Annotated in this window: 11 protein-coding genes; 6 read left to right on the top strand and 5 right to left on the bottom strand. The window is 42.0% G+C overall.

Going from position 1 to position 15,210, the window contains the following annotated elements; genetic code table 11:
* The first annotated feature begins 107 nt into the window (after positions 1 to 107).
* Positions 108 to 1,334, top strand: a complete 1,227-nt coding sequence (locus H6F42_RS01560; protein ID WP_190397588.1) for a hybrid sensor histidine kinase/response regulator — start codon at positions 108 to 110, stop codon at positions 1,332 to 1,334.
* Between the two features lie 145 nt (positions 1,335 to 1,479).
* Here H6F42_RS01560 and H6F42_RS01555 read toward each other — a convergent pair whose 3' ends face one another.
* Positions 1,480 to 2,550: a DUF1176 domain-containing protein gene (locus H6F42_RS01555; RefSeq protein WP_190397587.1), complete on the bottom strand. Its 1,071-nt coding sequence runs from the start codon at positions 2,548 to 2,550 to the stop codon at positions 1,480 to 1,482.
* A 494-nt stretch (positions 2,551 to 3,044) separates the two neighbouring features.
* On the opposite strand from H6F42_RS01555, the gene H6F42_RS01550 reads away from it, so the two are divergent.
* Together H6F42_RS01550 and H6F42_RS01545 are read left to right on the top strand one after the other, a co-directional pair.
* The gene (locus H6F42_RS01550; RefSeq protein WP_190397586.1) at positions 3,045 to 3,626 is read left to right on the top strand and encodes a type IV pilin-like G/H family protein; all 582 of its coding nucleotides are present in this window, start codon (positions 3,045 to 3,047) and stop codon (positions 3,624 to 3,626) included.
* Between the two features lie 230 nt (positions 3,627 to 3,856).
* Entirely contained in the window at positions 3,857 to 5,110 is a 1,254-nt protein-coding gene (locus H6F42_RS01545) for a tetratricopeptide repeat protein (protein ID WP_190397585.1), read from the top strand.
* 23 nt (positions 5,111 to 5,133) lie between these two features.
* Here the strand turns inward: H6F42_RS01545 and H6F42_RS01540 are convergent, their stop codons facing one another.
* The gene (locus tag H6F42_RS01540) at positions 5,134 to 5,787 is read right to left on the bottom strand and encodes a DUF2459 domain-containing protein (RefSeq protein ID WP_190397584.1); all 654 of its coding nucleotides are present in this window, start codon (positions 5,785 to 5,787) and stop codon (positions 5,134 to 5,136) included.
* 99 nt (positions 5,788 to 5,886) lie between these two features.
* Positions 5,887 to 7,932 carry a magnesium chelatase ATPase subunit D gene (gene bchD, locus H6F42_RS01535; protein WP_190397583.1) on the bottom strand — a complete coding sequence of 682 codons (2,046 nt, stop codon included), beginning with the start codon at positions 7,930 to 7,932 and terminating at the stop codon, positions 5,887 to 5,889.
* Positions 7,933 to 8,138: 206 nt separating this feature from the next.
* Between bchD and H6F42_RS01530 the strand changes: the two genes are divergently transcribed.
* Positions 8,139 to 9,710 carry an AAA family ATPase gene (locus tag H6F42_RS01530; protein WP_190397582.1) on the top strand — a complete coding sequence of 524 codons (1,572 nt, stop codon included), beginning with the start codon at positions 8,139 to 8,141 and terminating at the stop codon, positions 9,708 to 9,710.
* On the top strand, positions 9,707 to 10,360 hold the full coding sequence (locus tag H6F42_RS01525; protein ID WP_190397581.1) for a DUF4276 family protein: 654 nt from the start codon (positions 9,707 to 9,709) through the stop codon (positions 10,358 to 10,360). Before H6F42_RS01530 ends, H6F42_RS01525 begins: the two co-directional genes overlap by 4 nt.
* Before the next feature lie 88 nt (positions 10,361 to 10,448).
* Here the strand turns inward: H6F42_RS01525 and H6F42_RS01520 are convergent, their stop codons facing one another.
* The gene (locus H6F42_RS01520; protein ID WP_190397580.1) at positions 10,449 to 10,820 is read right to left on the bottom strand and encodes a hypothetical protein; all 372 of its coding nucleotides are present in this window, start codon (positions 10,818 to 10,820) and stop codon (positions 10,449 to 10,451) included.
* A 157-nt stretch (positions 10,821 to 10,977) separates the two neighbouring features.
* On the opposite strand from H6F42_RS01520, the gene H6F42_RS01515 reads away from it, so the two are divergent.
* Positions 10,978 to 13,989, top strand: a complete 3,012-nt coding sequence (locus H6F42_RS01515; protein WP_190397579.1) for an SMC family ATPase — start codon at positions 10,978 to 10,980, stop codon at positions 13,987 to 13,989.
* A gap of 33 nt (positions 13,990 to 14,022) precedes the next feature.
* Here H6F42_RS01515 and H6F42_RS21780 read toward each other — a convergent pair whose 3' ends face one another.
* A complete protein-coding gene (locus tag H6F42_RS21780; RefSeq protein ID WP_242018288.1) occupies positions 14,023 to 15,198 on the bottom strand; it encodes a rhodanese-related sulfurtransferase in 1,176 nt (391 codons plus the stop codon).
* Between the last annotated feature and the right edge of the window lie 12 nt (positions 15,199 to 15,210).

Below are 15,210 nucleotides of genomic sequence, written 5' to 3'. Positions count from 1 at the left end.
CATGTAAAAAACAGCATATTATTACAAATTCTTGCAATCCAGCAATAATCCCTATCCCCAAGTAGTTTCATAACTGACATAATCTAGGTTAGTAGCTACGTAACTTTATGAGCGATCGCCTGCAAAATTTCATTGATCAGACTATCGATAGGACAACAGTGGAGACTTCTGCCATCTCCAACCTCTGTCATGCGCTCGAAGGCTGTGTGCTAGTCGTAGACGATAATCCCACTAATTTAAGTGTATTGGTCAACTTGCTGCGAAATGTGGGACTGAGGGTGTTGGTAGCCACTGATGGAGAAAGTGCGATCGAGCAGATTGGCTATGTCAAGCCAGATTTAATTCTCCTAGATGTAATGATGCCCGGAATTGATGGATTTGAAACCTGTCAAAGGCTAAAAGCTAATCGAGAAACCGCTAAGATTCCCGTTATTTTTATGACCGCCCTATCGGAAACAGTGGATAAGGTGCGGGGCTTGTCGTTAGGAGCCGTAGACTATGTGACGAAGCCCTTTGAGCATGAAGAAGTTTTAGTCAGAATTCGTACCCATTTAACGATCACTAAGCAACGTCAAACCATAGAACTCCAAAATCTTGAATTACAAACGGAAATATCCGAACGTAAGCGTGCCGAAGAAGCCTTAACGATTTTCCTTCATGCAGTTTCCCATGATCTCCGCAATCCTGTTACAGGACTGCTCATGGTGTTAGATCATTTGTCCTCGACATCCCCAGATCATGAACCAAATGTCCCCTTGCCCCGTACAACCCTAGCGCGAATGCGCCAAAGCAGTAATCGCCAATTAGCCCTAATCAATTCCCTACTAGAGTCCCATACTAATGATGTGCATGGCATTACAATTCGTCAGCACTCTATTGCGATTAGAGAAGTTATCCAAGCGGCGATCGATGATCTCCAAGGACTTTTAGATAAGGAAGAAACCGAAATTGTCATTAATGTTACGGATAATTTGCCAACGGTAACCATTGATTCCGTCTATATTTGCAGAGTTTTTCAAAATCTGATTGCCAACGCGATTAAACACAATCCACCCAATCTTCAACTGAAGATTTCGGCTCAGATTAGTCCCCAGAATATGATGATATGCGAAGTGGAAGATAACGGTGTGGGAATGACCCGCGAACAGAGCGAACATCTCTTTGAGCTTTACGCACAGGGTAAGACCCAACCTAATCTCAATCGGCGATCGCTAAGTCTTGGCTTAGGGCTATATATCTGCCGTCAAATTGTCCAAGCTCATGGTGGGGAGATTGGCGTAATTGGTGAACCAAATGTCGGCTCACGGTTTTGGTTTACTCTGCCAATCAGTTAATACTATGAGTGCTTGGGCAAAATAAATTACCAAAAACCGTAAAGTTGCGCCCCGTAGGGGCGCAACTTTACGGTTTTTGGTTTGTAATTATGCTTAGATTAACCTTACGAAGTCGGGGCTTCGCACCGACTTCGTAAGGTTAATACTAAGGATAAATAATTGGGAAGTCTTTAATATACTTGCCATCGCAAGCATACTTAGCCCGAAACTCTTGCAAAACCATGCGATCGCCTTCGAGCTTATAAAGTGCCGAAGACCCACAATCACCAACTCCACGAAACTTCGTGAAATTAGTCATAGTTTGCGATCGCACATTAAATCTCGGAGTACCAGCGATCGATCTACTGGTGATCCGCTTAGGGGGCTCGCCCTCTTTGGATTCTTGAAAACCATCAAATTCTAGAGGGATAACACGAGGTTTAGGTGATTCATCAATCCATAGCGCATATTCAAAAGAACCCTGATAAGCAGCAAGGAAACATTGAATTTGCACCAAATACTTCTTCTCAGAAATTTGAAACTCCCTCGAACCTATAGCTTTAGAACCATCCTCTGCACGGAAGTTATCTTTACAAATTCCTAAGCTTTCACGATTTTGTAATACATACTGTAATGCTGAAGAACTAGGCTTACTCGCAGTCGCATCCGCATTATTAGAATTACTAGAGTTATTGCTTCTCGACAGATAGCGTAATAACTGCTCTTCATTTAACTTGCCATTCGGAAAGGTAACACGCAAAACAGGCTCAGGATTTTGAGTGGTCGGAGATTCAAGGGTATACAAATAACCATCATTTTTAAATTCAATTGCCCCAGATTTTTGGGGATTATAATTCATCGCTTCCATATCCAAACCGCCACTACCATCCTTATTACGGCTGATGTAATAACGAGGACGCTCTGGAGCATTCGTGTCTGCACAGATATAAACACGATAGTTAGAGGTTTCTCCATAGGCATAGGTCACTTTGGTTTTACCGCAAACGCTATTATCTTCGATTTCTTTAATATCACCGACAGCGATCGCCTTTGCTGTAGAGGGGCTACTATTTGTTGGTGTTGATTGAGGAGACTCAGATAAGGAACTAGTAGGTTTAGAAGTTGTAGCCAGTGAACTAGTGGGAGATGGTGTGGAATTTGTCGCTTCCTGACCCGTACATCCCAAAAATATCAAGCTAGTTAATGTAGCTATTAAACTAAGTCGAGTTTGCAACATAAATCTTGATCCGTTGTTTATAATCTTTGGATTAGAATAAACCTCTGCTTAAACTAATCCAATAATCACTAAAAATACTTTTTTGTTTAAGCCCTTATGACGTGTAATACGGCAGATTAAGTTCCTGTATAACAATTTTCAATCTACCACAGGGATATTAAAAATCTCATACAATCTTTCCACTCAATATAGACAGAAATTCGTTGGAAGTATCTAGGTATAACCTTTTTAACGAATTTATAAAGGTTTTTCTGTTTACAAATTAATGTAAAAGGTATAGTTATTAACTTGGTTGATTTGATTGATTTTCTTTGAAATTGGGTAAGTTGATAAAAGGCTAGAAATATCACGGGTCATTTAACTTGGTAAAAACTTTTGCCAAGCTGCTTTGGGGAATTTTATAAATTTTGTGAGCGCACAGCCAAAAATCAACGAATTAATCACATCTATTTGCTGAGCATCAGCTCATCAATTTACCTAGGGATTTCAAGACAATGAACGCTAAAACCTCTATTCAGCTTGTGTCATTTTATTTGTCTAAGTTATCAAATAGGGATAATGATAACGGCTTTACCTTAATCGAGCTACTAGTAGTTATTATTATCATTGGCTTACTAGCAGCGATCGCTTTACCATCTTTTTTGAATCAAGTGAGTAAAGCGAGAGCTGCGGAAGCTAAGTCCTATGTGGGAACCGTGAACCGTTTACAACAAGCCTATTACATGGAAAAAAAGACGTTTACTACCGATCTTAATAGCTTGGGGGCTGGTGTAGTTAGCTCTTCGACTTACTATGACTTTTCTTCTATTCAAGGTGATATTAACGGTAATATTGCTTCATCTAGCCCCTCAGATTTGAGTAGAATCGTTACAAATTCTGCTATTCCTAAAGCTGGAGAAAGAACTTTACGTGCTTTTGTTAGCGTGGTAGGAATTATAGATGTGGGCGGAAGCGCATCGTTTTCAGCTCTTGTCTGTGATTCTAGTCAACTTGGTCAGATTGTGTTGTCTACAGCAGGTAGTGTTAATACTGCAACTGTATCTTGTCCTAGTAACTTCTATAAGTCTTTTCAATAGCTATATTAACGAGCTTTGTGATGTAGAAAACCTTGGATATCCCTGAAACCTTTACCTAGGTAAAGGTAAAGGTTTCAGGGATATCCAAGGTTTTCCGAATTTTTTATGCAACTGTTTGATGATAATGGTAGACTCAACCCATATAGGTGCTTGCAAAATAAGGTCAAGAACTGGTGTTGCAAGAAAAACTCCGCAACATTAATTCTTGACTATGAAGGGAGTAGCTGTACATGTCAAACCAAAAGCATCATAAGAAATCCAGATCCTTTGCCCGATCGCCTGTTGCAATTGAGGTAAGTGCTTGTTTGATTGTTAAAAATGAGGAACAGCACTTATCGCAATGTTTAGGGAGTTTACGATCGCTTGCCGATGAAATTATTGTCGTGGATACAGGTTCGAGCGATCGCACTATAAGTATTGCTAAGAAATTTCAGGCGAGAGTTTTGCATTTTGAGTGGTGTGATGATTTTGCACAGGCTCGGAACTATGCGATCTCACAGGCTAAGGGGAAATGGATATTTGTAATTGATGCGGATGAGGTTTTAGAACAAAGGGCGATCGCCCTTTTGCAAGAGGTGATGCAACAGTCGGATTGCCTAGCCGTAAATTTGATGCGATCAGAAATTGGGGCGAAGCAAGCGCCATATTCTCTGGTTTTACGCCTATTTCGCAATCTTCCTGAGATTGCTTTTACAGGAATCTATCATGAATCCATTGATCAATCGGTGGTTGCATTGCAAGCAAAAGAACCACATTGGCGAGTTCTAAATGTGGAAGTTCCAGTTTTACGGCATTATGGCTATAGGGATAGTGAAATTCAGCTAAGGCATAAGTATGAGTTTGCTCAAAGGTTAATGCACAAGCATTTAGACGAGTTTCCTGAGGATAGTTATATGCTCAACAAATTAGGGGCTTTGTATATCAATCATCCTGATAGCGATCGCTATTTTGGTATTTCTCTATTACAAAAGAGCTTGTCATTAATGGATGATAGCGAGCAGCAGAACTTAACTCGCTGTGAGATTTATTATCATTTAGGGCTTGCCTATCAACAAAATAAGGATTGGGAATTAGCAAAACAAGCTTATACCCAAGTAATAGATCTTGATGTTCCTAATCTTGTTAAACTGTCGGCTTATCTCAACTTGGGAAATATCTATCAAGAGCTTAATCCGCAGGATGCGATCGCCTATTTTGAAAAGGTGACCCAAATTGCGCCTAACTTTGCTCAAGGTCATTTTAATTATGGAATTGCGCTTAAAACTTCGGGACGTTTCACCGAAGCGATCGCTTCCTATCAAAGGGCTATTTCCCTAGAACCCACCTATGCCGATGCTCATCAAAATTTGGGGGTGGTGCTGATGAAAGTGGGATATTTTCCAGAGGCGATCACCTCTTTTACTACAGCAATTCAACTACATGAGCAGCAACAAAATTACGAAACTGCGGAAATATTGCGATCGGCGTTGCAGGAGTTCCAATAAAGATATTGGCGAAGCCAATATCTTTATTGGTGTTTTAGTTGCTCGGCAAGATTTTTGGCTAACAGAGCGCGATTAGGACAGATAGAAACCCCTGCTTGGCGCAAAGCTTCAGCCGCCCATGTGTTGCAGTTAAATGCCGAAAAGTATTTGGGAACTGCCGCATAAAAATTACTTATACCATACTGCCCCTGACCGATCGCTGCTAAGCGATCGCCCCTTTCATTCACTGCAAAAGTCTGCTTTACGTAGGTAAATAAATTTTGAAATCCTAATTCTGATAATTCAATTTTAAAAACGGGGAATTTAAAAAACTGCTCAGGTGGTTCGGCAAAACTGGCTACGTGCATCACGCTATCTGATGGAATGAAAGCTGCTCGTAGCATCGAAGGAATTGATTGATCACCAGCAAAATAAAATTGGCGATCGCCCCATCCCACTTCTACAAATGGCGCATCCTTCCATGCTTCTACCCCAAAGTTTTCCTTGTCTTGTTGCGCCCATGCTAAGCCCGAATGCCAGTCATGCTGTATAAAATAAATCGTCCGAGTTTTAGCGCTTGGAGCAGGCGGAAATAGCCCGATAGTTGGACTAGGGCAATAGAGAAAATAACCAGCGATCGCCACCGCAATCCCCAGTAATACACCTAACAATATTGCAATTTTTCTTTTGCGCGTCACAATTAACTTGCAATCTATTGTCTAATCTCTAATTATCATAAAGCTTAAAGATAGGAATTGAGCCATAAAAAAGAAAGGGCGCAAAGCGCCCTTTCTTTTTTAGTTACGCAAATCAGCGATCGCACTAAGTGCTACATTCGCGATCGCTTGATCGGTTGCCTTAGGCAAATGGTAATACTTGCCACCACCTGCGGCAGCAAGTTCCTTGGCAAAACCCGTTGATACAAATTTGTTTTCCGTATCAATTACCAATAGCCCCATATTCAAGGCGCGAATCTTGCGACAAATATCGATTAATTCACCTTTGATATCAGGCTTATTTTCAGGATCAATTGGCTCACCCTGCGATCGCGCTAGTGGCACATTGCCACGTCCATCAGTAATCGCCACAATCGTGACCGAGCCAACATCACCCGATTGACGAGCATTCAAGCCCACCCGCACGGCTTGAGTCAGACCATGCGCCAATGGCGAACCACCACCGCAGGGCATCGTATCCAAACGCCGCCTTGCTGCCTCAATGGAACGGGTTGGTGGTAACAATACATCGGCTTTTTCACCTCGGAAAGGAATTAGGGAAATTTGGTCACGATTTTGATAACTATCAGTAAGCATCCGCAAAGCCGCGCCCTTAGCCGATTGCATTCGATTGAGTGCCATCGAACCAGACGCATCCACTAAGAAAATTGTTAATGCTCCCGCCTTACGAGCTAACTTTTTCGCTCTGACATCGGTACTTTCAACGATGACCTTGCGATGGGGTTGACGCAATCTTCTCGCCTTTTGATAGGGAGCCGAAGCGCGGAGAGTAGCATCAACAGCAATGCGATCGCTCTTTCCTTGGGGTAAAACTGGCTTAATATAACGCCCACGTTCTTGGGAATAGATGACATTGCGCGTACCCGATCGCCCTTGCTTTTGCATCGATTGCGCGAAAAATAGCACTTCAGGATCGAGAATTACACCTTCAGGATCGAAGATAAACTCTTCAGGAATTTCAGGAGATTCATCTTCCTGTTCTTGCTCCTGTTCCTGATCTTCCTGATTATCCTCCTGTTCCTGTTCACCATCATCATTGGGCGGCGGTGGTGGTGCTTGCTGTTGCTGCTGTTCGGGTTGTTGTTGCTGTTGTTCTGGAGAAAGAGGCGATCGCGGTACGATTACCAACTCCACTGCCTGACGTAAATCATCGGCGTTAACTTGAGTGCGACTTTCCAAAGCCGCCGCCGCCTTCGCTACACGCACCGCAAACAACTCGGCACGATGTCCCTGTACACCACCCCGCATCGCTTCCGCAATCAGATACTGCATTTGCGCTCTGGCGATAGTCACATCATTTAGCCATTCTCTCGCCAAAATAATCTGGGTTCGCAAATCATCGACATCGGCATCATAGCCACGTAAGAAAGCTTCAGGCGAATTGGCATAATCCAACACCATATCCACAGCTTCCACTCGCTGATCGAGGGAAAGAACTCCATCGGCTGACAGATTAACCGCAATCCGATCCATTAAATGCTGACTTAGCGCTCCTTCCTCTGGATTATAAGTGGCAATCAGCAAAGGTTGACAGGGATGTTGATAGCTAATTCCTTCGCGTTCGACTTGGTTATAGCCTGTGGAGAGAACCGAAAGCAGTAAATTAGAAATCTGCGGATCAAGTAAATTAATTTCGTCAATATAGAGAACGCCACGATGCGCTTCTGCTAACAACCCCGGTTGAAATATCGTCTGCCCTTCACGCACGGAACGGCTCACATCTACCGAACCAATTAATCGATCTTCAGTAATTCCCAAGGGAATTTGGATAAAGGGTGCGGGAATAACTTTTGTGGCAACTTCACTAAGATCTTTATCCTGCATCGCCTTGACTAGCACATCGTCCCATGTGTCGGGCTTAGTCGGATCGCAATTGCTGAGGGATTCAACCGCGACTTCGATTGGTGGTAATAGGGCATGAATGCCACGAGCGAGAACAGATTTTGCTGTACCGCGTCTACCTGCGAGGGCAATCCCTCCGATCGCAGGATCGATCGCGGCAAGCAGTAAAGCGGTTTTAATCGCTTCTTGACCGACCACAGCCGCAAGAGGAAAGGTGATAGGAGTATAGGAGATGTTTGTGGTTAGGGGCAGCGAAGATACCATGCGATCAGGTTATTTAAAAGTTTTGAAAATATAAAAGTTTTAAGAAATGAAATTTTAAGTTTCAGCTTAATTATAGACTAAGCTATTTATATAATGTAATTTACTGACAACAACACTCAAACTTTCTATTCTTAGGTAAGTTTTAGCTAACAATCAAGACGCTATTGAAATAAAATCTCTTATTGCTTGTCCCTACGGAACTATTTATGCTTACTCGTTTAAAGGTATCTGGTTTTAAGAATCTCATGGATGTAGACATCCGATTTTCTCCGTTTACCTGTATTGCTGGAGCTAACGGGGTAGGCAAGTCCAATCTTTTTGATGCTATTCAGTTTTTAAGTGCTCTAAGCGATCGCTCTTTAATCGAAGCCGCCCGATCAATTCGAGAGGAAAATGAAAAAAGTCGAAAGAATCCCGATATTCGTAGTCTTTTTCATCGAGTAGGAGATGAATACGATACAGAAATGAGTTTTGAAGCTGAGATGCTTATACCTAAGCAGGGTATAGACGATCTAGGACAGGGGGCAAAAGCAAGTAGTACTTTTCTTCGTTATACATTAATTGTGGCTTATCGTGCTGAACAAAGATTTCCAAAATCATTAGGAACACTGGAAATTCTTAAGGAAGAGCTTGTAAGAATTAAAAAATACGATATACAAGAAAATCTTCTTTTTGATTACTCGAAACAATGGATTAATTCTTGGTTTGAATCTCAGTCTCAACGTCGAGTTCCATTTATTTCTACTGAAGGAGAGAAATATGATGATGATAGAAAGATAAAGGTACATCAAGATAGTGGTAGTAGTGGTAGAGACGAAGGAGGATCTGTCGGTACATCAAGAAAATTTTTAGCAAAAACCTTGCCAAGAACTGTTCTTTCAGAATCTAATGCGTTAGAAAGTCCAACAGCATTATTGGCTAAAAGAGAGATGCAATCATGGCGTATTCTACAGCTTGAGCCTTCATCACTAAGGGAATCAGATGATTTTATGTCTGATACAGTATTAGGTATGGATGGTTCTCATCTTCCTGCTACATTATACCGTCTTGCAAATGATATAGAAAACTTAAATACTGGAGAATCTTTGGATGATAGTGAGCAGCAAATTTATGCTCAAGTTGCAAATACTCTTTCTGAGTTAATTCATGATGTTAGGAGTGTAAGTATTGATCGCGATGAAAAGCGTCAGCTTTTAACTTTAATGGTTCAAGGTCGGGATGGAACATTCCATCCTGCTAGAGCCTTGAGTGATGGGACTTTAAGGTTTCTTGCTTTAGCTGTACTAAATCTTGATCATGAAACTCAAGGCTTGCTATGTTTAGAAGAACCTGAAAATGGTATTCATCCTGAAAGAATACCTGCAATTTTAAAGCTTTTACAAAGTATTGCTACAGATGCTAATGAGCCAGTTGACATTGATAATCCCCTACGTCAAGTTATAATTAACACCCATTCTCCTGCGGTTGTATTGCAAGTTCCAGATGATAGTCTTGTTATTGCAGAGTTAAAAGAGATAGTTAATAATCACAAACGATATAAAGGGGTTAGATTTAGTTGTTTAAATGATACTTGGCGAACTAAAGATGAGGCGACAAATATTGTCGCAAAAGGTAGACTACTTGGTTATCTTAATCCAGTTGCTTCTAATGAAAAAATTGATGTCAATAATAATGGTGGAAATCCTAAGCTTAAATCCAAGAAAAGATCTAGAGTTGCTGATAGAGATGATATACAGCCATATATCACTGGATTTACGGAGGCTATCCTAGAGTTATGAACGATTTTAAATATACATTAATCGCAGATGGACGTACCGATGATGCTTTAATACCAATCCTGACTTGGCTTTTAATAAACTTAGGAGTAAAAATTGGAATCCAGCCGCAGTTGCCAATTCTAGGAAGTTTACGAAATCCTCCTAAGAGGTTACAAGATAAAATCGCGATCGCTTTGGATTTATTCCCCTGTAATATTTTGTTTATTCACCGTGATGCTGAATCCGATGAAACTCCTATCGAAACTCGTACAAAGGAAATTCGCAAAGCAGAAAAGCTTATAAAAAAGACATTGCCTCCAATTGTATGCGTGATTCCTATAAAAATGATTGAATCTTGGCTTCTTTTCAATGAGGAGGCAATTCGGAAAGTAGTAGGAAATCCCAGTGGTAGACAGAATTTAAGTTTGCCAAAGATTTCTGAAATCGAAAAAATAGCTGATCCTAAAGAAAGACTAGAAAAGCTTCTAACTGATGCTAGTTTTCCAAATAGACGTGGTAAAAGGGTAAATATCCCTTCCAACTATTGCGTTAGAATAGCTGAGGAAATAGAAGACTATGAGCCATTGAGAAATTTATCTGCTTTTCAAGAACTGGAAAAAGAAGTGGAAATAACTTTAAGAAAGCATTTTTCTGATTTGCTAACTTCATGACTTGGTTAAGTCAAAAAATCGTATTGTTATGATAAAAATTGAAGACGAAACAAGTTTTCAGTACTTTTTCAGTACTTGCCCGCATATTCTAAGTGGGGAAAGCAAGAGAGGATACTTGCTTGGGATGCTGGGTTTTGTCTGCGCCGAAGATGGGGGTTGCATCTAAGCCTGTAATCAGTTGAAAATGGGTAGGAGAAATTTTGGGGGCAAAGATTTTAGTTTCCCAAGACTTGAGAATTTCATGCGATCGCTCTAAAAAGACAACTCCCCGTAGAAGCGGAACATTGCGCCAACTTTCAACTAAAGTTTCGACAAGGGCTAGCTCGATTTGGGGCGGCGCGTAGGCTTGTAGTAAATCTTCTAAATATTCATAGAAGTACTCATCGTCTTCACCATCTAACTGATAGCTATCGACGATGTGCTTTACTCTTTGGCGGCTAATTTGTTCCCATATTTCCATAACTCTCTCATCTTGTCAGCAGCAATACATTGATTCTGAGTATTTAAGGGATTGTTTAATTAAAGAAGTCTTCTTATCAAGTAAGTTGGTAATACATTATTATGATAATAAGATAACAATTAGTATAACTGCTTAAGATGGATTCTGTCACATCAAAATGATCCCTCAGAAATTAAGATTAAAAAATTTCTTGAGCTATCAACAATTAGCCTTAGATTTTAGTGGGCTACATGTTGCTTGCATTTGTGGCGCGAATGGGGCGGGCAAATCCTCTTTATTAGAAGCCATTTCATGGGCAGTGTGGGGAGCCAGTCGGGCGGCGAGTGAAGATGATGTAATTCATGTGGGTTCTAAGGAGACTCAAGTGGACTTTACCTTTATTGCTGGTGGTGAGGTCTATCGAGTAATCAGAACCCGATCGCGCAATAGTTCCACCTCTTTAGAATTTCAGGTGCAGAGCGAAGGGAAATTTAAATCTCTGACGGAGCGCAAGGTGCGATCCACGCAGCAGACAATCATTTCGCATCTCAAGATGGATTACGAAACTTTTGTTAATTCGGCATATTTACGCCAAGGTCGTGCCGATGAATTTATGCTGAAGCGTCCGAGCGATCGCAAGCAGATTTTGGCGGATATGCTGGCGCTATCGCAGTATGACGAGTTGGCGGAGAGGGCAAAGGACATTGCGCGAACCAGCAAGGCGGAGTTGGCAATTTTAGAGAATTTATTAACGCATTTGCAGGAACAGATCTTAGCAGGAGCCGAAATCGCACCGCAGTTAGAAACTTTGCGATCGCAGTTAACAGAGTTGCAAGCATGGGAAAGCCGCGATCGCACTCAATTACAAACCGTAGAAGATTTACAAAAGCAATATACAAGCGTTTCCCAACAGTTAACTTGGCAGCAACAGCAGCAAAATTCGTTGGCAAGTAATCTTGCTCAAATAGAAAGACAACTTACCAATCAGCAAAAACAATTGCAACAGTTAGAAGGCTATCTGTTGCAGCGGTCGCCAATTTTACAAGACTATGAACGCTATCAATTGCTATCGGCGCAGGAGGCAGAACTAGATCGCAAATTGCAAAAGTATCAACAAATCAGCGATCGCCGAGGAGAATTTAGTCATAAACTTGCCAGTCTGCAAAGTGATCTGAAAGGGCAACTACGCCATTATCAAGCGCAGCTAGAGTCGTTAGTGCAGCAGGAAAGCGAGTTACAGGGGATTCGGAGTCGAGCTACGGAAATTGAAGGGGCGATCGCTGAATTACACAAAGCAAGGGCGGTTTTGCAGGAATTTGATCGACTCCATGCCCAATCTACACCCCTAGTCCATCGCTATCAGACCCTCAAACATCAGTTAGAACGTGAAGAAACCAAACTTACCGCCAAGTTAGAAGAATTAGTTGCCAAACGTGACCAGTTGCAATTGCAGGTGAAAGATCGCGATCGCTTGCTCGGTCATGCTCAGGAGCTAGATCGCCAAATCGAGGCATTGCAAAAAAAGCAAGTCTATCAACAGCGCGTCCATGAAAAGGGATTAGAGAGGCGGGATTTTTTGGAGAGATTAAAATCGCGTTTAGCGGATAGTGAAGCTGCTTTTAAAAAATTAGAAGCGAAAATGCGTCACTTAACCGTGCCGAATGCCCCCTGTCCCTTATGCGATCGCCCCCTTGATGAAGCTCACTGGCAGTTAGTCCAGAAAAAACACAAGCAAGAATCTCGCGATTTGCAAGCGGATATTTGGGTGGTGAAGGAGCAACAGGCGGCTTCTAATTGCGAAATTGAAGTTTTGCGCGATGAATATCGTAATCTTAAAAAAGAACTCGCGCCCCTTAATGATTTGATTCAGCGCAAGGGAACTTTGCAGGAAAGATTGAAAGCTATATCTGAGGCAGTGCAAAGGCTAGGGCTAATTGATGCCGAGATTCAAGATTTAGGCGATCGCTTGCGGACTAAAAATTATTTGCGTGAAGCATGGGAGGAAATGGAATTAATCGATAAGAATATTCATAAATTTGCCTATGACGAAAAAAATCATGCCCTTGCGCGGGGAGATGTGGAACGATGGCGCTGGGCGGAAATCAAACAATCGGAATTAAAAAACGCGCAACGTCAAGCGGATAATCTCTCGCAAAAAATCCCCGATCTGCAAACCAAGATTCATCAATTACAGGAACGCTTAACTAAAAATCTGATTGATCTAGAAGTTCAGCACGAACTCGAACAATGCGATCGCACTCTGACTCAGTTAGGCTATGAGCCTGACCGCCATCAACAACTTCGCAGTCAAAAGCAAGAACTCACGCCATCCTTATTGCGCTATCAAGAACTCACTCGCGCCGAACAGGAATATCCCGAACTTCAGCAACAGGTAAGCCATTTGCAACAAGCCCAAACCCATCATCAACAGGAATTACAAACTCTTTCTACTCAAATCATAGGATTAGAGGCTCAAGTCCAAGCTTTGCATGGCGATCATGCTCAAGAAATTCAGGCGCTAAAACAAAATTTGCAAAATTGGCGATCGCAAATGGACTCTCTCCTCGCCCAAATCGGTAGCCTTCAGCAAGCCCAACAACAACTAGAGCAAAGCCACCAACGCGAACAGGAAACCCTTGTTCAAATCGAAACAGCCCGTCAACGTCAACGCATCCATAATGAACTCTATCAAGCCTTTGGCAAGAATGGCATTCAAGCGCTGATGCTCGAAAATGTCCTACCCCAAATCGAAGTGGAAGCCAATCAAATTCTCGCCCAACTCAGCGATCGCCAATTAAATGTGCGATTCATCACCCAAAAATCGGGCAAAAAAAGCGATCGCATCATCGAAACCCTCGACATTGAAATTGCCGACACCAAAGGAACTAGACCCTACGAAACCTATTCAGGTGGTGAAGCCTTTAGAATTAACTTCGCAGTGCGTCTTGCCCTCTCCCGCGTCCTTGCCCAGCGCAAAGGCAGCACTCTCCAAACCCTAATCATTGATGAAGGTTTCGGCAGTCAAGACCAGTTAGGATGCGATCGCCTTGTTAGTGCCATCAATGCGATCGCGCCAGATTTTGAGTGTATTCTCGTCATTACGCATATGCCGCAAATGAAGGAAGCCTTTAATACTTTAATCGAGGTATCGAAGGGTGAAGAAGGCTCAATGGTGCAGTTAGTGGGTTAAGTGTAGAGTTGAAATCATCTCTGTGCTTTGGTATCAAAGGGCAATGCGATCGTCAAAAACAAAACATTCGCCTTCCCAAAGACTTTCTTCAGGGGGAACTTCCGCTAAATACTTGAGAATTCCTCCCTTGAGATGGTAAACCTCATCAAAGCCTTGAGCTAACATATAGGCGCTAGCCTTCTCGCAACGGATGCCACCTGTGCAGAACATGGCAATTTTTTGCTGTTTATTAGTACCTAAATTCTCCTCAACATATTTGGGGAATTCATGAAAAAAATCAATATTTGGATCGATCGCCCCTTTAAAAGTGCCAAATTTTACTTCGTAAATATTGCGAGTATCAATAACGATCACTTCAGGATCGGCAATTAACTGATTCCAATCCTTGGGATCGACATAGGTTCCCACCTCTTTACTAGGATCGATCCCTGTCACGCCAAATTTTACAAGTTCCTTTTTGAGCCTTACTCGTACCTTGTTGTAGGGACTCACCTCGCAGTAAGTTTCCTTATGCTCCAAATTATGCAACCGTGGATCGGAACGCAGATAACTTAAGAGAGCATCAATCCCTTCTCGACTACCTGCAATGGTGGAGTTAATCCCCTCTGACGCTAATAAAATTACACCCTTCAGGTCATGGCGATCGCATAAATCTGTAATAGGCGATCGCATTTCTCGATAATCAGCTAAATCAGCAAAATGGTAGAAGGTCGCCACCACAAAATGCTCAGGCTTCTCAAGATATTTTGTAAGAGACTTGTCCATTACAAAATTAGTTAACTTTTCGCCACGACAAGCAACTTGCTGCTCCTTCACCACCTTAAAGCCACGACTTTTAAAAAATGCTCTCGCAGTAATGCTCACTTCCACAAATAAGCGATCAATTTTTAATTCTAGAGCCTTTGCTTCAATGGCGCGATATAGCCGAGTTCCCACACCACAGCGCTGATAATCCTTATGACAAAAGAAGCAGTCAATGTGACCATTGGCTTCTAACTGAGCAAAGCCGATGATTTCCGATTCTTCTTCGGCAACATAGGTGAAGCTATTCGTACAGTCTTCTGTCCAGTTGGTGAAATAGAGGTCATCGGGAGCCCATGCTCTTACCTGTGAGGGTGAGTAATCACGAATATTCACCTCGCGCACAGTATCATGGAATAACTGGGCGATGCGATCGCTATCTTGGCTTTGGAACAATCGAATTAACATAGTCTTCAATCA

It is taken from the genome of Pseudanabaena sp. FACHB-1998 (assembly GCF_014696355.1).
In the GTDB taxonomy this organism is placed as follows: Bacteria; Cyanobacteriota; Cyanobacteriia; order Pseudanabaenales; family Pseudanabaenaceae; genus Pseudanabaena.
Note: the sequence above shows the minus strand (reverse complement) of the source record. Positions and strands in the feature narration are given on the sequence as shown.

What these genes read in the sequence shown, in the direction of transcription:
- H6F42_RS01555 (WP_190397587.1), bottom strand. Translation starts at nt 2,550, where the DNA reads ATGTTGCAAACTCGACTTAGTTTAATAGCTACATTAACTAGCTTGATA.
- H6F42_RS01515 (WP_190397579.1), top strand. Translation starts at nt 10,978, where the DNA reads ATGATCCCTCAGAAATTAAGATTAAAAAATTTCTTGAGCTATCAACAA.
- H6F42_RS21780 (WP_242018288.1), bottom strand. Translation starts at nt 15,198, where the DNA reads ATGTTAATTCGATTGTTCCAAAGCCAAGATAGCGATCGCATCGCCCAG.
- H6F42_RS01520 (WP_190397580.1), bottom strand. Translation starts at nt 10,820, where the DNA reads ATGGAAATATGGGAACAAATTAGCCGCCAAAGAGTAAAGCACATCGTC.
- H6F42_RS01550 (WP_190397586.1), top strand. Translation starts at nt 3,045, where the DNA reads ATGAACGCTAAAACCTCTATTCAGCTTGTGTCATTTTATTTGTCTAAG.
- H6F42_RS01545 (WP_190397585.1), top strand. Translation starts at nt 3,857, where the DNA reads ATGTCAAACCAAAAGCATCATAAGAAATCCAGATCCTTTGCCCGATCG.
- H6F42_RS01560 (WP_190397588.1), top strand. Translation starts at nt 108, where the DNA reads ATGAGCGATCGCCTGCAAAATTTCATTGATCAGACTATCGATAGGACA.
- bchD (WP_190397583.1), bottom strand. Translation starts at nt 7,932, where the DNA reads ATGGTATCTTCGCTGCCCCTAACCACAAACATCTCCTATACTCCTATC.
- H6F42_RS01530 (WP_190397582.1), top strand. Translation starts at nt 8,139, where the DNA reads ATGCTTACTCGTTTAAAGGTATCTGGTTTTAAGAATCTCATGGATGTA.
- H6F42_RS01525 (WP_190397581.1), top strand. Translation starts at nt 9,707, where the DNA reads ATGAACGATTTTAAATATACATTAATCGCAGATGGACGTACCGATGAT.